18 protein-coding genes are annotated in these 20,359 nt (G+C 66.4%); all 18 read right to left on the bottom strand.

Annotation, left to right across the window (positions count from 1 at the left end):
- Window positions 1–13: 13 nt before the first annotated feature.
- The gene (locus tag G4L39_RS04810) at window positions 14–1,324 is read right to left on the bottom strand and encodes an FtsZ/tubulin family protein (protein ID WP_165106333.1); all 1,311 of its coding nucleotides are present in this window, start codon (window positions 1,322–1,324) and stop codon (window positions 14–16) included.
- An 18-nt stretch (window positions 1,325–1,342) separates the two neighbouring features.
- Window positions 1,343–2,563, bottom strand: a complete 1,221-nt coding sequence (ftsA, locus tag G4L39_RS04805) for a cell division protein FtsA (protein WP_165106331.1) — start codon at window positions 2,561–2,563, stop codon at window positions 1,343–1,345.
- On the bottom strand, window positions 2,556–3,491 hold the full coding sequence (locus tag G4L39_RS04800; protein ID WP_205880789.1) for a cell division protein FtsQ/DivIB: 936 nt from the start codon (window positions 3,489–3,491) through the stop codon (window positions 2,556–2,558). Before G4L39_RS04800 ends, ftsA begins: the two co-directional genes overlap by 8 nt.
- Before the next feature lie 23 nt (window positions 3,492–3,514).
- On the bottom strand, window positions 3,515–4,465 hold the full coding sequence (locus tag G4L39_RS04795) for a D-alanine--D-alanine ligase family protein (protein ID WP_205880788.1): 951 nt from the start codon (window positions 4,463–4,465) through the stop codon (window positions 3,515–3,517).
- A complete protein-coding gene (murB, locus tag G4L39_RS04790) occupies window positions 4,447–5,445 on the bottom strand; it encodes a UDP-N-acetylmuramate dehydrogenase (protein ID WP_165106326.1) in 999 nt (332 codons plus the stop codon). Before murB ends, G4L39_RS04795 begins: the two co-directional genes overlap by 19 nt.
- 16 nt (window positions 5,446–5,461) lie before the next feature.
- Window positions 5,462–6,715 carry a UDP-N-acetylglucosamine--N-acetylmuramyl-(pentapeptide) pyrophosphoryl-undecaprenol N-acetylglucosamine transferase gene (locus G4L39_RS04785; RefSeq protein ID WP_165106324.1) on the bottom strand — a complete coding sequence of 418 codons (1,254 nt, stop codon included), beginning with the start codon at window positions 6,713–6,715 and terminating at the stop codon, window positions 5,462–5,464.
- Between the two features lie 5 nt (window positions 6,716–6,720).
- The gene (ftsW, locus tag G4L39_RS04780; RefSeq protein ID WP_165106323.1) at window positions 6,721–7,866 is read right to left on the bottom strand and encodes a putative lipid II flippase FtsW; all 1,146 of its coding nucleotides are present in this window, start codon (window positions 7,864–7,866) and stop codon (window positions 6,721–6,723) included.
- Window positions 7,867–7,933: 67 nt separating this feature from the next.
- Entirely contained in the window at window positions 7,934–8,782 is an 849-nt protein-coding gene (locus G4L39_RS04775) for a LysM peptidoglycan-binding domain-containing protein (RefSeq protein ID WP_165106321.1), read from the bottom strand.
- 388 nt (window positions 8,783–9,170) lie between these two features.
- The gene (mraY, locus tag G4L39_RS04770; protein WP_165106320.1) at window positions 9,171–10,319 is read right to left on the bottom strand and encodes a phospho-N-acetylmuramoyl-pentapeptide-transferase; all 1,149 of its coding nucleotides are present in this window, start codon (window positions 10,317–10,319) and stop codon (window positions 9,171–9,173) included.
- Complete coding sequence (locus tag G4L39_RS04765) at window positions 10,316–11,791, bottom strand: UDP-N-acetylmuramoyl-tripeptide--D-alanyl-D-alanine ligase (protein ID WP_165106318.1); 1,476 nt, start codon at window positions 11,789–11,791, stop codon at window positions 10,316–10,318. The genes mraY and G4L39_RS04765 overlap by 4 nt, the downstream gene beginning before the upstream one ends.
- Window positions 11,788–12,000 carry a hypothetical protein gene (locus tag G4L39_RS04760; protein WP_165106316.1) on the bottom strand — a complete coding sequence of 71 codons (213 nt, stop codon included), beginning with the start codon at window positions 11,998–12,000 and terminating at the stop codon, window positions 11,788–11,790. The genes G4L39_RS04765 and G4L39_RS04760 overlap by 4 nt, the downstream gene beginning before the upstream one ends.
- Before the next feature lie 10 nt (window positions 12,001–12,010).
- A complete protein-coding gene (locus G4L39_RS04755) occupies window positions 12,011–13,948 on the bottom strand; it encodes a peptidoglycan D,D-transpeptidase FtsI family protein (RefSeq protein ID WP_165106315.1) in 1,938 nt (645 codons plus the stop codon).
- Window positions 13,949–14,134: 186 nt separating this feature from the next.
- Window positions 14,135–14,509 carry a hypothetical protein gene (locus G4L39_RS04750; RefSeq protein ID WP_165106313.1) on the bottom strand — a complete coding sequence of 125 codons (375 nt, stop codon included), beginning with the start codon at window positions 14,507–14,509 and terminating at the stop codon, window positions 14,135–14,137.
- Window position 14,510: 1 nt separating this feature from the next.
- Complete coding sequence (rsmH, locus tag G4L39_RS04745; protein ID WP_425485735.1) at window positions 14,511–15,428, bottom strand: 16S rRNA (cytosine(1402)-N(4))-methyltransferase RsmH; 918 nt, start codon at window positions 15,426–15,428, stop codon at window positions 14,511–14,513.
- A 29-nt stretch (window positions 15,429–15,457) separates the two neighbouring features.
- On the bottom strand, window positions 15,458–15,988 hold the full coding sequence (locus G4L39_RS04740) for a hypothetical protein (protein ID WP_165106311.1): 531 nt from the start codon (window positions 15,986–15,988) through the stop codon (window positions 15,458–15,460).
- Between the two features lie 4 nt (window positions 15,989–15,992).
- Window positions 15,993–16,457: a hypothetical protein gene (locus G4L39_RS15730; protein WP_165106310.1), complete on the bottom strand. Its 465-nt coding sequence runs from the start codon at window positions 16,455–16,457 to the stop codon at window positions 15,993–15,995.
- Window positions 16,458–16,930: 473 nt separating this feature from the next.
- Window positions 16,931–18,265, bottom strand: coding sequence for a 3-deoxy-D-manno-octulosonic acid transferase (locus G4L39_RS04730; protein WP_165106308.1), 1,335 nt, complete (start codon window positions 18,263–18,265; stop codon window positions 16,931–16,933).
- 72 nt (window positions 18,266–18,337) lie between these two features.
- Window positions 18,338–20,242, bottom strand: a complete 1,905-nt coding sequence (locus G4L39_RS04725) for an O-antigen ligase family protein (protein WP_165106306.1) — start codon at window positions 20,240–20,242, stop codon at window positions 18,338–18,340.
- Window positions 20,243–20,359 lie beyond the last annotated feature (117 nt).

Genomic DNA, 20,359 nt, shown 5'->3' with positions numbered 1-20,359 from the left:
GGTATCACCGTCCCTATTCCAGCGTGATCCCGCGTCTCAGGTACGTCGGGACGTCCAAATCCTCGCCCCCAAAAATGTTCGGCGGCGTCTTTTCAAACCGGCCGCCCCGCGGGACCTCCAACGGCAGCGTTCCCTGTTGATACCGCGCCGCCCCGCGCGGCGAGCCCTTCGCCCCACCTGCTCCCACCCCGCCGCCGGCCCCGACCTGCACCGGTCCCTGCGCCGCAGCCTCCGGCGCCGGCACTCCGTCGGCCGAACCGTTACCATCCCCTTCCTGACCCGCCCGGGTCGATCCCGCCAAGCCCGAGTGCCCGAACCGGCCAGTCTCGCACCGACCCTGCCCACGACGCGTCACAAGCAGCATGACCCGGATCCGCCCCGACCATTCCTCCCGAAGCCCGGCCCCGACCACAACCTCCGCCCGCGGCGCCCTCTCCTGAACCCATCGAATCAACTCCTCCGCCTCCGAGGCGGCCAGATCCGGCCCCGCCGTCACATAAACCAGCACCGACGTCGCCGCCAACATCGCATGACCGCCCTCCAAAACCGGATGCTCCCTCAGCTGTGCCGTTACCTGCGCCAGGCGCTCTTCGCCCGCTGCTTCCGAGGTCACCCACACACTCTCTGCATGCCGCCCCCGCAACAGCGCACACAAATGTTCCAGCGGCACCGGTATCAAACCCCGTTGGGTCAGCGCCTCCCAAAACGCCTCCAGCCCCAGGACCAACACCCGGTTGACCTCCCGGTACACCTCCATCAGCGGGGTCCGAGGTGGCAGCAAGGGCAGAAACTTCTGATTCGGCAGACAAACCAGCCCGTCACATACATCCCGCAACTCCTCCAGGGCAGCCTGCGCCTGTCGTTGACGCACCGCTCCCTCCCAGGAAAAGGGCGTCACCACCACCCCCAGCGCCCGGGCACCCGCCTCATGCGCCGCCCTCGCCAGTACCGGTGTAATCCCGCTACCCGCTCCCCCGCCCAAACCCGCCACCAACAAGACCCACTCCGCACCCCGACACACATCCACCAACCGACCAAACTCCTCCTCAGCCACCGCCCGGGCCCGGTCGGGATCCCCCGCGGCGCCCCGGCCGGCCTTCCACGAACCCCGCACCTGCAAACACGCCACCCCGGGCAAGCCGACTCCGGCGACCTCATCCCACGGCGCCAATACCCAGGTGCCCGCCCGACCGCACCCGTTGCGCTCGCTCCAGCCGGTCAGCAGCCGTCCCCCGGCCGTCCCCACACCACACAAACGCACCACGTCCACCTGCGCCGGCATGGCTCCAGCTCCCGCATCGCCCGTCACCAGATCCCTTTCCATGGCTCCTCCCCCAAAGATCTAACCACGATGGATGAAGAACTTGAGCCGGTCCGCCAACCCGCGCATCAGGCTGCGTCTCACCGGCCGCACCCGATGCTGCTGCGCAAAGCGCAACAACCCGATCCCCGTGGCAAACTCCGGCTGGTCCAGAGCCGACTTCAGTCCGCTCACCCCCTGGGTGCGCCCGATGCTCACCGGGAGGTCAAACACCTGCTCCGCCAGCGCCGTCACCTGCGGAATCCGCGCACACCCCCCGCACAACACCACACCCGCCCCCAACGAATCATACAACCCGGCCGCCGTCACCTGTTGGCGCACCAGCTCAAACGTCTCCTCCAACCGCAGGTGCATCACACGCCGCAGCGTCTCCAGGCTGATGGTCCGCAGCGGCATCCCGAGGTAGTTCGTCAAATCCAGGGTCTGCCCGCGAATCCGATCCTCCACAAACGCCGCCCCGTAATCCACCTTGAGCTGCTCGGCCCGGCTCTGCGACACCTTCAACGCACACGCCAGGTCGTTGGTCACATGGTCACCCCCCACCGCCAACACACCGGCATGCCGCAAAATCCCGCCCGCAAACACCACGTAATCGGTCGTACCCCCTCCCATGTCGATCACCAAAGCACCCTCCTGTTTCTCCTCCGCACTCAACACCGCCAGTGCCGAGGCCAGCCCGCTGAATACAATCTCCTCCACGTTCACATGCACCGACCGCACCGCCCGGATCGAATTCCTCAGCCGGTCAATCTGGCCGGCAATCACATGCACCGACACCTCCAGCCGCCGCCCCAACATCCCCACCGGCTCCCGCACCTCACCGTGACCGTCCACCTGGAAATGTTGGCGGACCGTGTGAATCACCTCCTCATGCGCCGGCACGTTGACCGACCGCGCATTCCGCATCACCTCCAGCACATCCTCCTCCGTCACCCCCTGCTCCGGATCCTGCACCGGGTGGATCCCACAGTTGTTGAACCCGCGGATGTGCCCGCCGGTCACGGCCAGATACACGCTCCGCACCTCCACGTTGGCCATCTGCTCGGCCTCCTGGAGCGCACGGCGGATGTCCAGCTCCGCCTGCTCCATGTCCACAATCTCCCCCTTGCGCACCCCACTGGACCTGCTCTGGCCCAACCCCAGAATGCTCAAATCCCCATCCTCCCCCAGCTCGCCCACCACCGCGCAAACCTTGGAAGTGCCAACCTCCAATCCCACCACGATGTTCGTCGTATCAAACATGTTTCCTTCCACCTCCGGACCGGCCGCCGTCCCGGGCCGGTTCTCCCTGGGTTTCCATCGGGCGCCACTGCACCGGGATGTTGTTCCCCACGGCAAGGTCCAGCGTCTCAATCCACCGGTCCTGCCGCAAACCCGCCTCGTAAATCTCGCGCCACCGCAACAACTGACGCTCAAAACCGCTCAACCCGAACGTAATCCGGCTCCCCTCCGCTGTCGTCACCTCCAGCACGTCCCCGTTCGCCACCGACACCTCCCGCACCTCCACCAGACCCGCCATCGGCGAACGCGCAAACGCACGCAACCATTGCAACGCCGCCTGCGCACGACCGCTCTCCATCCGCCGACCCGGCTGCAGCTCCTGGTACTCCGCACCACGCAGCAACGGCAGCCCGTTCAACCAACCGGTCACTCCCCCGTCCGTCAACCGGGGATCCAACGGCGGCAACACCACCCCCGTCTCGTCCAACCCGTACTCCACAAAATCCACCCCGCCCCCCGGCAACGGCAGCGGAACCTGAATCACCGCCACCGGACGGCGCTCCCGAACCTGAATCCGAAGCGTATCCGGTAACACCCGCTCCACCGACGCCCACGCCACGTACGGCACCATCTCCAAACTCCGCTTCACCTGCGCCAGGTCCACCGCCAAAAGGTTCATCCCCGAACGCACCCCCGCCCACCGGCGCAACGATTCATGACTCAGCACACCATCCGACACCACCTCCACCCGCCGGATCTGAAACCGCGGGTTCTCGTACAACAACCGTTCCTGCAACCAAATACCCCCGCGCCACAGGGCAAAACCCACCAGCCCCACACCCAACACGCCGGCCACCACGCCCCCCCACAAACGCACCCGCGCCGCACGCGCGGCTTCGGCCCGCATCCGCACCTCCAACAGCCGTTCCCGACCGCGGCGCCGGTTCACAAACCTTTTTCGCCAGCCCCACATCATGGCATGCCCTCCCCCATTCGGCTTGCACTCCGCACACCCTCACCCCGTCGCCGCCACGCCAGCTCCACCATGCACTCGCACAAATCCTCGTACGACAAACCCGCCGCACGCGCCGCACGCGGTAACGCACTCGTCGGCGTCATCCCCGGCAACGTGTTGACCTCCAGCACCACCGGCGTACCGTCCGGTCGCACAATCAAATCCACCCGCCCGTAATCACGGCCGCCAATCGCCTCAAATGCCCTCCGTGCCGCCCATCGAATCCGTTCCGCCGTCTCCTCATCCCACGGCGCCGGACACAAATACTCCGCCGCCCCGGGCGTGTATTTGGTCCGGTAATCATACAAACCCGACCTCACCCGCACCTCGCTGATCGGCAACACTTGTCCGCCCAGCAAACCCACCGTGCATTCACGCCCCTGCACCCACTCCTCCACCAACAAACGCGTGTCATACCGCCATGCCTCCGCCAACGCCCCCGACCATTCCTCCACCGAACGTACACATTGCAACCCGATGCTCGACCCCTGCCGTGCCGGCTTCACAATCACCGGCGGCTCCCAACCCTCCGGCCACGACGCATCCGGCCGGTCCACCACCACATACCGCGCCGTCGGTACCCCCGCCGCCACAAACCGCTCCTTGCTCAGCACCTTGTCAAACCCCACCCGACTCGCCTCCGGACCACAACCCGTGTACGGCACCCCCAGCTCCTCCAACTGCGCCTGCACCGTCCCATCCTCCCCATACGCACCGTGCAGGGCCAGAAACACCACATCCGTCCCCTCCGGCAACCGCCAGCCCGAGTCCACCGGGTCCAGCTCAAACACCCGATGCCCCCGCGCCCGCAACGCCGCAGCCACACCGGCACCCGACCGCAGCGAAACCTCGCGTTCCGCCGAAGGGCCTCCCGCCATCACCGTGATCGTCAACCTGCGATCCAACATCCTTCCTCACCCTCCTGCCCGCCAACAATCCGCACCTCGGGCTCCAACGTCAGCCCCCGCTCACGCTTCACATGCTCCTGCAAACGCCGGATCAACCGCAGCACATCCGCCGCCGTCGCCCCCGGCTCCGTCACAATGAAATTCGCATGCACCTCGCTCACCCGCGCCCCGCCCTCCCGCCATCCCTTGCAACCCAGCTCATCCAACAGCCGACCCGCCGAAACCCCGGCCGGATTCTTGAACACACACCCGGCGCTCGGCGCCGCCGGCTGCGTCGCCCACCGCCGCCGGCTGTACTCCTGCATCCGCGCCTGGATCTCCTCCCTCGACGCCGGCTCGCCCCGCAACACCGCACCCAGCGCAATCCGACCCTCCAACCCGTCACAAGACCGGTACCGCACCGGCAGCCGACTCCCCTCCACCTCCTTCACCGACCCGTCACCGTCCATCAACCGAACTCTCTCCACCACCTCAAACACACAACGCCCCATCGCCCCGGCGTTCATTCGCAACGCACCCCCCACACTGCCCGGAATCCCCTCCAGGAACTCGAGCCCGCCCAAACCCGCGTCCCGCGCCACCCCCGCCACCACCTTCAACCGCGCACCCGCACCACACCGCAACCGCGTCCCATCCACCTCCACCCGTTGCCAACCCTCCCCGTGCAACGCCACCACCACCCCGCGAAACCCCGAGTCAGTCACCAGCAAATTCGAGCCCCGACCCACCACCAGCACCGGCACCCGCGCCTCCCGACACTCCCGCACCACGCGGGCCAGGTCCTCCTCGTCCGCCGGTTCCACCCACACGTCCACGGGCCCTCCCACACGCCATGTCGTGCGTTTCGACATCGGCTCGTCCCGCAACAGGCGCGCCCCCGCGGACAACACGGCCCGCAGCCGTTCCACCAGCGCGTCCATCGCGGCGCTCGCGCCGCTGTTGCCGGATCCCGTCATCACCTCTGGCTCGTGCTCCTTCATCATTCACGCACCCCCTTCAACCCCGGCCCGCCTTTCCGCCCGCCCGGGGCTCCCGCACCGTACCCCGATTCCGCCCGGCCACTACCACCAGTTCCTCCACCACGGCCGCTGCAGCTCCCGGCCGATGCCAGCGCCCCAAAGCCTCCACCATCCCCGACCGCACCCGCTCGTCCCACAACAACAACTCCAACTCCCGTCGCAACCGATCCGGTACGGCCTCCGACTGGCCCAACAGCCGCGCCGCCCCCGTATCCGCATACAACCGCGCATTGTGCCACTGATGATCGTCCACCGCCGCCGGAAACGGAATCAACACCGCGGGCACGCGCGCCGCCGCCAGCTCCGCCAAAAACGATGCGCCCGACCGCGCCACCACCGCATCCGCCGCCACCAGCAAATCCACCATGCGATCCGAAAAAGCCATCACCACCGCAGGGACCCCCGCCGACCGGTACACTCCCCGAATCCGCTCCTCATCCTGCACACCTGTCAAATGAATCCACTGCGGTACCCCGCGCCCCGTTCCCTGCCAGTTCACGGCACACGCCGTCACACGCTCGTTCAAACCCCGCGCCCCCTGACTGCCCCCCACAACCAGCACCGTCGGCCTCGCCCCATCCAGCCCCAACTCGCTCAACACCTCCCGACGCCGCTCCAACCGGCGGCCCGCGTCCCACGCTGCCAATTCCGCAATCTCCCGGCGCACGGGCGTCCCCGTCACCCGCACCTCCACGCCCCGCCAGCCCCGACCCGCCTCCTCAAACCCCACCAACACCCGCTCCGCCCATCGCGCCAGCCGACGATTGGCCCGGCCCGGAACCGCATTCGCCTCATGCAACACCACCGGACACCCCAACCACCACGCCGCCGCCACCACCGGCACCGAACTAAACCCGCCCATCCCCAGCACCACCCACCCCGCCACCCCCCTCAAATGCCGCCGCACCCGAACCCATGATCCCATCATCCCCAGCAAACACGCCACGCGCGACCCCGCCTGCCACGCCGCCACGGGCAACGTCACCACCTCCACACCCGGCAACCCCCGCACGCCGCGCCGATCCACCTCCTTCGGCGACACAAACAACGTCACGCAAGCCCCCGCCTCCAACAGCAGTTCGGCCACCGCCATCCCGGGAAACAAGTGCCCGCCCGTCCCACCACAAGCAATCCCCACACGCATGCCCGCCGGCACACGCAGTCTGCCCGGGCTCGTCCCCGGCGCCGTTTCCCGCGTCCCCATCACTTCCAGTTGAGCGCACCTCGCCATGACCGTTACAAAGCCTCCGGCAGCGGCTCTTTCTCCTCCAGGAACGGATTGCGCCTGCGCCGCAGCCATGTCCTTGCGGATGCCTGCGGCGCTGCCCGCCGCGCCACGCTCAACAACAAACCCACACCCGCCAACGCCGCCAAAAGACTCGAGCCGCCATAACTGATGAAGGGCAACGGAAGACCCTTGTTCGGCAGCAAGCTCGTCACCACCGCCATGTTGATCGCCGCCTGCAAACCAATCCATGTCGTCACCCCCGCCGCCACCAACATCCCAAACGGTTCACGGGCCCGCAGCGCAATCCACAACCCCACGCCCACCAGCGCCATAAACAGCACCACCACCGCCAGCGTCCCCACCAGGCCCAGTTCCTCGCCGATGATGGCAAAGATGAAATCCGTGTAATGTTCCGGTACAAATCCCAGCTTCTGACGCCCGTTGCCCAGCCCCAAACCGGTCCAACCACCGGAACCCAGCGCCAGCATCGCCTGGTAGGGTTGAAAACCGCTGTCCAATTTCGTCTCCTCCAGCGCCCACCATGCCACCAAACGCCGCGCCCGCACCGGATCCTGCCACACGTACAACCCCGCCGCCACCGCACCACACAACCCCGCCGGAATCACCCACCGCAACGGTGCCCCCGCCACCACCAGCATCACCCCGGCCAGCACCGCCAGCATCACCGCCGTCCCCACGTCCGGTTCCAAAAACACCAGGCCCACCACCAACCCCACACACAACCCGGGCTTCCAAATCCCGCGCAGCGACGCCAGACATCGCGCCCGTTGATCCCCAAACCACGCCAGCGTCAACACCAGCACCGGCTTGGCCAACTCCGACGGTTGCAACCGAAAATCACCCAACCCCAGCCAGCGCCGCGCCCCGTTGATCTTCAACCCCACCCCCGGCACCAACACCAACACCAGCAACAAAACCACCAACCCGTACAGCACCCACACCCACCGCCGCCACCGCAAATAATCCACGCCCGCCAAAAACCCGCCCAACAACAAACCCGCCCCGCACCAGCACAATTGCCGCACCAGGTAGTAAGATCCCACCTGGCTCATGCTGGAGCTGTACAGCATCACCAGCCCCGCCACCAACAGCAGGGCAACGCAAAACACCACCACCAAGGCCGCCACGCGCATGCGCCGGTCCCTCGTCACGGGCGGCGGTGATCCGCCGCATCACCGCCGCCGCCGGTTTCCAATCCCGTTAATACCCGCCGCCGCCCCAAGGCGGTTGCCCGGGTTGTCCCTGGCCGGGAGGCAACCCCGGCGGTATGAACGGCGGCGGTTCCGCCTGCGCCGGTGCCTCCGCCCTGGTCGCACCGGCGGGAATCCGCAACCTGTCACCCACTCGAATCCGGTCGGTCCGCAACTGATTCGCCTCCCGCAACGCCTGCACCGTCGTCCCGAACCGACGCGCAATCTTCGTCAGGTTGTCCCCCGACTGCACCACATACACCTGCTCGCCACCCGCCGACGCGCCCCCGCCGGCCGCGGCCGGCGCAGCCACGGCCGCCGGGCCGGACCCGCCCCCGCCCGGTACCACGAGCTTCTGCCCCACACGCAGCCGCCGCGGGTCGACCCCCGGATTCGCATCCAACAACGCACGCAATGAAACCCCATGCTTCTTCGCAATCCCATACAACGTGTCCCCCGCCACCACCGTGTACTCCGTCCCACCCGCTGCGGGCGCAGCAGGAGCCGGCGCACTCACCATCGGCGAGGGCGTCACCGGCGTCGGAGCCGGCGCACTCACCGTCGGCTGCGGCACGGTGGGCAACGCCGGCACGGTGGAGGGCTGAACCACCGGCGGCGGGGTCTCTGTCGAAACCACCGGCGGCAGGTTCGTGTCAAAACTCGGAAGCACCGGCGACAACTCCGGATACGTCGCAGGCGGCGGCTCCTCGCGCTTGCACCCCTGCACGATCAACACCGTCCCAATCGCCAGCACATGCACCGCCAGGACACAGAAAAACGCCGTCCGCACCCGCGACCGGCTCTGCTGTTTCTGTTCCCACAGTGAACCCTGCGGAAGAAGTGGATTGTCAGCACTCATAACTCCAAAACTCTCCCAACCTGAATCATCGAGGGGTGGATCGTACCTCTTCTTGCACGGACACGCTCCCCCGTACCGTCCCCGTGCAAAGTGCCCGCCTCACGTAGCCGGACGTTCGAGCACCCGCGGTCCGGGATCCACTCCCGGCAACCGCAACGCCCGTCCCAAAGAACACGCCGCCCGGCCGTGCCGGCCTCAACCCAACCCGGCACGACCCGCCGGCGCCAAACCGCCAACCCGTCCACGGACGGGCCACATCGGTCTCCCGCGACTGCTTCTAACACCCGCTCCTCACCGGCGCAAGCGACAACCCGCCACCATGACGCCGCGCCCTTCGGCCGCAGCCCCGGCCGCACACCCGCCGCACCGCACAAGTCAACCCGCGGATTCATCGAATCTTCAACGTCGCCAGCGCCAGCACCGCAAACAACACACCCAAAATGTAAAACCGCGTCACCACCTGGCTCTCGTACCAGCCCCGCTTCTCGAAGTGATGATGCAACGGCGCCATCAAAAACAACCGTCGGCCCGTGCCCGTCCGCCGCCGCGTGTACCGGAAATACCCCCGCTGCAGCAGCACCGACAACGCCTCCAACACAAACACTCCACCCGCAATCACCAGCACGAACGGCTGATGCACCAACACCGCCACCACACCCAAACCGCCTCCCAGCGCCAGCGAACCCGTGTCCCCCATGAACACCTGCGCCGGATGACAGTTGTACCACAAAAAACCCAGCCCCGCCCCGATCATCGCCGCACAAAATACCGTCAGCTCCCCCGCCCCCGGCACGTAGGTAATCTGCAAATACGACGCCGTCCGCACGTTGCCCGCCAGATACGTGAACACCAGAAACACAAACGCCGTGATCACCGTGCATCCAATGGCCAGCCCGTCCAGACCATCCGTCAAATTCACCGCATTCGAACTCCCCACCACCACCAGCACCGTCAACAACACACCCACCAGCCCCGCACCCGTCAGCACCGGATACTTGTAAAAGGGCACCATGATCTCCGTAACCAACCGGCTCGTGGCCGGATTCCACCAGAGATACAAACCCACCCCCAACCCCACCACCGTCTGCACCAGCAGTTTCACCCCCTCCGAGGTGCCCTGACTGCTCTGCCGGGAGATCTTCGCAAAGTCGTCGTAAAACCCGAGCCCGCACAACACCAGCACACACAACAGCGTCAGACAAACCAGCGGAATCCACATCGCCCACAACAACGTGCTCACCGTCATCACCGGCACCAGCAACAACCCACCCATCGTGGGCGTCCCCCGCTTGCTCAACACCCGCGCCTGCAAATCCCCAGCCTCCTCCGCCCGGTCCCGATATTCCTGACCAAACTTCAGTTCCTTCAGCCACCGGATGACCCGCGGACCCAACCACCAGCTCAACACCAGCGCCGTCAACGCCGCCCCGCCGCTCCGCACCGTGATGTACCGGAACAACCGCAAAAACGAAAGGGGCTCCGCCCACGGCGTGCCCTGCACCGCCCCGTTCAACCACTCGGCCAGATAATAAATCATGCCGCATCTCCCATCTCACTCCGCCACCACTCCGCCAACCGCTCCAAACCCGCCCGACGCGATGCCTTCAACAACAACGCATCCCCCGGTCGCAACAACTGTCGCAGCGCACCCCACACGGGCTCCACCCCCCCAAACACCAGAACCCGCGTCAGCCCCGCCTCCCGCGCCGCCCCGGCCATCACCCCGGCCCACGGACCCACCGCAAGCAACTGTTGTACCCCCAGCTCCGCAGCCCAACGACCCGCCTCCGCATGCGCGCGCTCGCTCGCGGACCCCAGCTCCGCCATCTCCCCCAACACCGCCACCCGCCGCCCCGCACACGGCAGCGCACAAAACGTCTCCAACGCCGCCCGCATCGAGTCCGGATTCGCATTGTACGCGTCATCCAACACACGCACACCGCCCGCCTCGAAACTCTCCATCCGATGCGGCGCCGGTCGGCAGCCGGCCAGCCCCGCACGCACCTGCTCCACCCCCAAACCCAGCTCCCGCGCCAGTGCCACCGCCAGCAACGCATTCCTCACCTGATGCCGACCCAACAACCGGATCTCATACGCCCCACTCCAGCCATCCTCCGGTCCCTCCACCCAAAATCGCGTGCCCCGCCAGTCCAGCCGCACCTCCCGCGCACGCCAGTCATTCCCCTCCTCAAAACCCACCCGAACCACGCGCGCCCTCGTCCGCGCCGCAATCGCCCCGGCCCACGTATCGTCACCGGACAACACCAACACACCCCCCGCCGGAAGCACCTCCGCCAGCGTCCCCTCCTCCGCCGCCACACCCGCCAGATCCCCGAAAAACTCCAAATGCTCCCGACCCACCCCGGTCAATACGCCGCAGTCCGGTTGCACCCACGACAGCAACCGACCTAGCTCCCCGGGATGGTTCGTCCCCACCTCCACCACAGCCGCCCAATGCCGCCCCCCCAGTCGCAACAGCGTCAACGGCACACCCAGCTCATTGTTGAAACTTGCCGCGCTCGCCACCACCGGCCCACCCCGACCCAACACCGACCCCAACAGTTCCTTCGTACTCGTCTTGCCATTCGAACCCGCCACCGCAATCACACGCCCGCCAAACCCCGCCCGATGCACCACCGCCCAGCGCGCCAAAGCCGCCCGCGTGTCCTCCACCTCCAGTACCGCACACCCCGCAGGCACCTCCCCACCACGCCCCGCCTCCACCAGGACCGCCACCGCACCCCCGTCCACCGCCGCCGAAACAAACTCATGCCCGTCAAACCGCGGCCCCCGCAACGCCACGAACAAATCCCCCTGCCGGACCTGACGCGAATCCGTGCACACCCCGGCCACCCGCAACCCGGGATCACCCCGCAACAACCGTGCCCCGGCTGCATCCCGTACAAATCCCAGCGTCCAGCCCGCCTCTGCTTCCATGCGCAACCCCTCGCACGAGCGCGAATTCGGCGCCAGCCTCAAGCCCCGCCCCGCCAGTTCAGCCTGCGTCATCGGACCTCCGCCTCCCGCAACGCCGTCGCCAACGGCCACAACTCCACACGCTCAAGCGCTGCCTTCGCGCTTTCCCTCGACCCGGCCCCGTCGGCCGCACCCGCTCCGACGTGACGGGCACGATCCCGACTGAGCCCCTGCTCTTCCTTTCCGGCCCGATCCTTGCCGGCTGCCACCATGTACAACCGATGCGATGGACGCACCCTCATACGCCAACCCTCAGTTCACATCGCGAGACTGATCCCGATCCGAACGGACCGGGGCGGTCCCCTTCGCCCCGGCCGCCGCCAGAGCCGACCCGGCCTCCTCCGGCCGATCCGGCGGTACCCCCAGATACTGCATCACCCGCTCGGCCACCTGCCGAAACACCGGAGCCGCCACCTGCCCCCCGTAATACCCCCGCTGCGGCTCGTCCAGCGTGATCGCAATCAACACCTCCGGCCGATCCGCCGGCAGAAAACCAATAAACGACGACACATATTTCCCCGGCACATAACCACGACCCGGCTCGGCCTTCTGTGCCGTGCCCGTCTTGCCCGCCACCGTGTAACCCGGCACCGCCGCCGCCCGGGCCGTCCCCTCCCGGGTGGGAACCGTCTTCAGAGCCTCGACCAGCGCCCGGGCCGCCTCCTCCCGCAATACCCGTCGCACCGCCACCGGCGCATACGCAGCCACCACACCTCCACGCCCGTCCTCCAACCGTTCCACCAGCTTCGGCGCCATCAACACACCCCCGTTCGCCACCGCCGCCATCGCCATCGCCATCTGCAACCGCGTCACCGCCACCCCGTGCCCCATCGGGATTTGTGCAATCGAAATTTTGTACCAGTTCTTCACCGCCGGCACGGTCCCGGGCACCTCTCCCGGTAACGGCACACCCGTCAGCGACCCAAACCCAAACGCCCGGATGTACTCATACAAACGCGCCTCGCCCAGCCGCATCCCGATCTTCGCCGCACCTATGTTGGACGACTTGGCCACGATCTCCCGCACCGTCAGCCGGTCATACGGATGAGGGTCATGCAAAATCCGGCCCGCGTAAAAAAACCGGCCCCGCTCGCAATCAAACACATCCTCCAAGGTCACCACTTCGTCATTCAACGCCCCGCCCACCACAACCACCTTGAACGTCGATCCCGGCTCCATGATGTCCGTGATCATCACGTTCCTCCGCGCCTCCAGCGGCGCCGCATCCAACCGGTTCGGATCAAAATTCGGCAACACCGCCCACGCCAGGATCGCCCCCGTCCGGGGCCGCAACACCAACCCGGTGATGTTCCTGGGCTGATGCCGCTCCATCGCCTCCGCCAACGCCCTCTCCAGAATGTCCTGCACCACCGCATCCAACGTCAGCACCACGTTCCAACCATCCCGGGGAGCCACATCCTGATCCCGCAACCGTACCACCTCCCGCCGTCGCCCGTCCGTCTCCGTCACCCGCCAGCCCCGAACCCCGGCCAGTTCCCCGTCCAATGTCAGCTCGATCCCATCCGCACCCCGACGCTCCCGAACTCCGCGCCCATCCTCCTCCCGGTCCCAAACCCGCGTATACCCCAGCACATGGGCCGCCAACGGGCCGTTCGGATACCAGCGCACCGGATCCTCAAACGGATCGGTGAACACACCGTAGCGTCGCACCTGCTGGATCATCCGACGCTCCCGCACCCCCAGCCGGGTCACGTCCACACCCAGATCCAGATCCCGCATCGCCGTCTCGATCCGCTCCCACTGCTCCAACGGCACCTGCCGCGCCAGCACCACATACCGGTTCGTCAACCAGCGCCCCGTCGCCGGATCCTGACGCACCCGGGGCAACAACCGCCTCTGCAACTCCAGTTCCGACACCCCCAACACCGGCGCCAACGCCCGCGCCACCACCGGCGCGTACCCCCCAATCAACATCGGATCCGCACAAACCGTCCGCGCCGGAATGCTCGTCGCCAGCAATGTCCCGCGCCCATCCACAATGTCCCCACGCCGTGGCGTGCGCAGAATCTCCCGTTCCCGATTCCGCCGCGCCTCCACCTCCAGCTCCGGATGCTGCAACACCTGCAGATCCACCAGCCGGTACATCAAACCGGCATACAGCAGCAAAAACCCCGCCATCACGATCAGGGTCCGCCGCATCTGCAAGCTGCCCAACGCGCCCTCGCCCATCGCCACTCCATTCGTGCCTTCCGGCCCGGACGGGACCCGGCTCCGCCCCGCCGGATCCCGTCCCGCCGTTCCCGCCGCTTCCCACGGGCCCAATCCTCGGATGCCCGTAAACCACAATTTCAGGGCCGTCCGCCCGCGGCGATCGGTTCCTCCTCCGACCGCGTCACGGGCGGCGGCCCAAATCCATCAGCCCGGGCCCGGGCCGGTCGCCGGCGTCCGACCCGACGCCGTCTGTGGCTCCGGCCAACCTTGCGGTTCCGGTAACCGCCACACCTGCGCCGGATGCGCCGGCACCAACCCCAATTGCAACTCCCGAACCCGCTGCTCCAAAAACCGTGGCGATTGCAACGTCGCCAGCTGCCGCCGCAACCGCTCATTCAAAAGCCGCAACTCCGCCAACCGCTGCTCCCGCTGCTTGATCTGCCGACCCAGCTCGTCCACCTGATTCTTCAACCACACATAGCCCAGACCCAGGCCCCCCAAACCCAAACACAACACCACCACCCACAGCGCCGGCCACAGCCACGCTTCCCCACCGGATTTGCGACTCCCACCGCTCATGTCACAACTTCTCCAACACTCGCAGTTGCGCACTCCGACTCCGCGGATTGCGCCGCTGCTCCTCCTCGCCCACCTGCACCGCACCCGAGGTCACCCACCGACCCTCCGGCGACCGCGGTCGCCGCAGCTCCGGCACGTCCACACCACCCGGACACTCGTACGGCCGCACCTTCTCCCGACCAAAAGCCTTCACCTCCCGCGCCTCCCCGGAATGAAACGTGATCACCGCCAACCGCCCCCCGGACCGCAACGCCCGCCACGCCGCAGCCAGCCCCCGCCGCAACGACCCCAGCTCGTCGTTCACCACCATCCGCAACGCCTGAAACACTCGAGTGGCAGGATGCCGCGACCCGTGCCGCCCCCCATACACACGACTCACCAATTCCGCCAGCTCCACCGTCCGCCGCAACGGCCGCGCCCGCACCACCGCCCGCGCAATCGCCCGCGCCCGCGGTTCCCCGCCCAGCTCCGCAAACCACCGCGCCAGCTCCTCCTCCGAGGCCCCGTTCACCAGGTCCGCCGCCGTCAACCCCTGGCCCGGATCCATCCGCATGTCCAACGGACCATCGGCCTGAAAACTGAAACCTCGCTCCGGCCGATCCAATTGCAACGAACTCACCCCCAAATCCAACAGCACCCCGTCCCAAACTCCCTCCTCCACGCGCTCCAGCAAATCCGCGTAGTTCCCGCGCCACAATACGTACCGACCCGCAAAAGGGCGCAACCGTTCCTCCGCCAGCGCCAACGCCTCCGGATCCCGGTCCATCCCCAACAACCGCCCATCCGGAGCGCTCGCCTCCAAAATCGCCGCCGCATGACCGCCCGTCCCCACCGTCGCATCGATGTACCGGCCCCCGGGACGCACCGCCATCCACGACAGCACCTCCGCCACCAAAACCGGTTGATGCAACACGTTCACGCCAAAGCCTCATCTCCGACCCTCCTGCCTCACCCACCGCCCGCCAACCGCAACGCCAATCCGTCCAGCACCCGCCGCACCCGCCGCAACCAACCGCCCCGCCGCACCCTTCCCTCGCCCTCACCATCAAGAAAAACGTTCCGCACCACCCGCACCTGCGACAGCGCCTCCTCCCGTGACAATGGCAGCTCCATCTGACGGACCGCCGCAGCCGCACCCCGACCCCGCCACCGTCGCCAAAACCGCCAGTCCCACCGGCCACCCCTACCGGACCGCACCCGTCCCGTCCTCTCAGCACCCGGCGCCGCTTCCGCCCTCGTGCCGCCAATCAACCCCCCAACCCCCGAGGACGCCCGTTCTCCACCCCCGCACGCGACCGCACCCGACCGCGCCCCTACCGCCACCGCGGCCGTCCCGGACCCGGAAACTCCCGAACGCACCCGCAGGACCGCACCCGCACTAAACGCAGGCCACGGCAAATCCTCGCGAACCCGATACCCGCCCTTCTCGGGGATCCGCTTCACCACCCCCGTCGCTACCAACAGTCGCCCCAACAGCATACGCTCACTCCAACAGGTTCATCGCATCTGCCAGGAGCACCTTGTCCGCAGCCTCCACAGCCGCGTACCGTTCCGGACTCCAGATCTCAAACCGATCCAAAAGCCCAACAAAAAGCGCCTCCTTTTCAATCCCCGCCTCCCGCGCCATCGCCTCCGGCAACACAATCCGACCCGCACGATCCACCGTCACCTGCTCCGCATGACTCCCAATCACCCGCTTCAACACCGTCTTCCGCGGATCCTCGTTCGGCATCGCATCAATCGCCTGCATCAACCGTTCCATCTGCTCCGGAGGCAACGCCCGCAAACACGGCCCATACGGCCCCTTCCGCCACACAATCAGCGTAAACTCCACCTCGCCCTCGGCCGGCCGCCACTTCGCCGGAATCTGCACCCGGCGCTTCTCGTCCACCCCGTGCCGGTACCGCGAGGTGTAGTAAATCCGCCCGCCTGTGGCCTTCTCACTCACAACTTATTCACACGCTTCTGCTGCCCCACTTTCAACCACTACGCCCCTCTTTTAAACACTTCGCCCCACCAGCCGTCAACGAATTTTCCACGGCACTTGTTCAGAAGTTATTCACAGCCGAAAACAGCTTCCGTACCAGACACCCGCCTACACCGAAAATTTCACTTGGAAACGGACCCGCGAATCCCCAAAACCCGACCCAAACCCGACCCCCGCAGGAATAAAACCCCCTCGCGAACCGGCGCGCACCCGCCCAAACGCCGTAAACCCCGTCAGGACGCCATCGCAGCCTCAAAAACCCTCTCGCATTACATCAAACCCCACCGCCTCCACTCCGCGCCCGGAGACCGCCCCTGCACCTCACCGTGGATAATCGGGAAAGCGCAAGAATGAGAATTCACGGAAGCGCAGAAGACAACCGGCACCCATCAACGGCCCCGGCAGGCAGCCCCCGACCTGGGTCCAACGTCGCGTCACTCGCGGACAATCAGCACCTCGGGCCGCCGCCGTTGCAGAACCTCCAACACCATCTCCACGGTCCGTTCCACCGCGCCGAGGTTTTCCCGAACCACCTCCACCGCACGCCGGCCCATTTGCTCACGCAACTGCGGATCCCCCAGCAACCGGTCCACGGCCGTCTCCAGCTCCGCCGCGCTCGTGACCTGCCAGGCACCGCCCCCGGACACCAGTTTGCCCGCAATTTCGGCAAAGTTTTCCATGTGCGGCCCGAAAACCACCGGCCGCCCCACCGCAGCCGGTTCCAAGGGATTTTGTCCGCCCTCCGCCGTGAGGCTCTTGCCCACAAACACCACCGTGGCGTGCGGATAAAAGTGCCGCAGTTCACCCGTCGTGTTCACCAGCAAACAGTCCACCTGCCCCGGTGCCAGCGATGTGCGGCTGGTGATCTCGCTCCGGTACACAAATCGAACCCCCAATCGCGCCAGCGTTTCGCCCACCTCACGGCCGCGCTCAAAATGCCGCGGCACCAGCACCAGGAACAAATCCGGATGCCGCGTGCGCAGCCGCTGAAACATCTCCGCCAGGACGGCCTCCTCTCCGGCATGGGTGCTCCCGCCCAACAGAATGCGCCGATCCGGTTCCACACCCACCTGCCGCAACAATGCCGGCACATCCAGGGTTGTCCGTTCTTCCAACTGGGCCGCGTCAAACTTCAAACTCCCCACCACCCGGATCACTTCCGGACGACACCCCAACTCCCGCAACCGTGCGGCGTCCGCCTCGTTCTGGGCCCCCACACCGGCAAACGACTCGAACAACGGCCGGAAAAACCACCCCAACCGCCGGTACCACCGGTACGATCGCTCCGAAAGCCGCGCATTCACCAGGAAGACGGGAATGTCCAGGTTGCGCGCCCGCCACAAAAAGTTCGGCCACACCTCGGCCTCCATCAAAAGCACGGCCACCGGCTTGATGGCCCCCAGCGCCCGCGCCACGTACCGCTTCCGGTCGATCGGATAGTAGATCTTGCCGATGTGGGATGGCGTCTTGCGCTGCAGTTCCCCCATCCCGGTCGTCGTCGTGGTCGAAACCACGATCTTCACGTTGGGCAGGCGCGGTTCCAGGGCACGGATCAACTGCGTCGCAAGGTTCACCTCCCCCACGCTCACCGCATGAATCCACACCACATGCCGGTTGGTGATGGATTGCTTGAACTTGGTGTCGTACCGCCCGAAGCGCTGTCGGAACCCCGCCCTCCAGTTTCCGCGCCGGCGCATCCGGACAAAATAGTACGGCGCCAGCAGCCAGAACCCCGCCGTGAACAACACGTTGTACAGGGTGCGTATCATCGCCGTTGGATCGTCCCCCTTCCCTTCAAACCGCGCCCACTCCCGACACACCGGAACAAACCCGCGCGGACCTCATCGTGATCCGCCGGGAGCCGTACCTCCCGCCGGCCCCTGCGCTTCGTCCAACAATCGCTGCCGCACAATCGCCAGGTACCGGTCCGCCATGATGTTGTCCTTCCAATGCAGTTTGCGCGATCGCTCGAACCAGGCCCGGGCCGCCGCCCACTGGCCCATCTGCACGTAATGCCAACCCATGTGCGCCACCAGATAATGGTTGTTCGGATCCAGCGCCAGCGCCCGATCATAATACGGCTGGGCCTCCTCGCTCCGATCCAGCCAGTCCAGGCACATCCCGTACCGCAACAGCGGGTAGGGATCGTACGGGTTCAGCCGCATCGCAATCTCGTACCAGCGCATCGCCTGCTCGGCCAGGTCACGATAATTCGGCGCCCCCTCGAAACTCTGGATTCGCAGGGCCTCCCCCAGCCTGTAGGCCGTGAGCGGATTGCGCGGCTCCACTGCCCACGCCTTCTCCAGCTCCGCCACCTGCTCCGGCGAACAATCCGCCAACGCCTCCGCCCGTGCCAGAATCCGTTGCTCCCGCGCGCTGCGCCACCCCTCCCGCACCAGATACACCGCCACCAACGCCAACACCACCGTCAAACCCACCTTCACCCCCAACCGGGCGCGGAACCAGTACCGGTCCGTGGAAAACCGCAAATGTGAACTCAACAATGCCGCCCACGTCACCGCAATCAACGCATTGGCCGGAATGTGCAGGTTGAAGTCCGCCAGCGAATGAATCGCCAGCGCAACCAACCCCAACGACGCCCCGAACACAAAGGCAAACTTGTTGCTCGAACGCCCGCCCAAATCCCCCGGCGTCCCCCGCACATACGGCCAGGTCTGGACCACCCCCACAATCAAACACACCAACATGCCCCCCACCAGAAACGCACCCACCACGCCCCAGTCCACCAGCGTGTTCAGATAATCGTTGTGCACCCGGTCCGGCCGGTTCTGGATCGACGCCGGACGCACCTGCCGAAACCGGTAATCAAAATGTCCCGGCCCGATCCCCCACCACGGATTCTCCCGCCACAGCTCCACCGCCGCACGCCACAACGCCGGACGCACGTCCGAGACCTCCCCCTCCGCCAGATCCCGCTGCACCAGCTCCCAACGCTTCTTCAACACAAAGCTCTTCGGCAAAAAGTACCAACCCGCCGCAATCGCCACCGCCAACAACCCCAACGCCACCCACCGATGCGCACTCCGCAACGCCAACACCACAAACATCACCAACAACACCACCCCCGCCGAGACCCAACCCGCCCGCGACATCGTCACCACCAGCCCCGCCAACATCACCAACCCGGCATACCCCAGCACCACCTTCACCACCGGCGACAACCGGCTCGTAATCGCGTAGGTGAAGGCCAGCGGCGTCACCAGCTCCAGATAACCCGCCAGATGGTTCGGGTTGATGTACGTCCCCATCCCCCGGTGCCGGTACGGCGACACAAAACCCCACACCCGGTTCGAATCCGTCACAAACTGGTACAACGCGTAAAACGAAATCAGCATCCCCAGCCCGATCATCGTGAACGCAATCCACCGGGTCTCCTCCTGCCCGTGCAGATTGTTCAACACCACAAAAAACACCGACCCGTACACCAGCACCCGCAACCATTCCTGACGCGCCACCGACTCAATGTCCGCCGTCCAGTACCGCACCAGCGCATACAACAGAAACAACAGCACCGGCCAGCAAATCGGCGGCCACAACAACTCCGGCCGCCGCTCCACCCACAACCGGATCCCCCACAAACCCAGCAACCCCACCGTCAACCCCTGCAACACGAGGAAATCCTGCGGCCGAACACAACCGGTGGCGAGCGGACCCCACACCAACAGCGCCAGCGCGAGCCCCAAAAGCCCGCGCTCGCACCAACGTTCCAGCCCCTTGAGATTCATCTCAAATCGCTCCTCCCTCGCTCCGCCAAGGCCGGTTTCACCTCATGGCGCGGACCCCTTATATCCCTGACCATCAACACCGTAAAGCCACAATCCCACCACCCACCCCCTCCGGCC

It is taken from the genome of Limisphaera ngatamarikiensis, from assembly GCF_011044775.1.
Taxonomy (GTDB): domain Bacteria; phylum Verrucomicrobiota; class Verrucomicrobiia; order Limisphaerales; family Limisphaeraceae; genus Limisphaera; species Limisphaera ngatamarikiensis.
The sequence above is the reverse complement of the archived record's forward strand: the minus strand, read 5'-3'. Positions and strand labels throughout refer to the sequence as shown.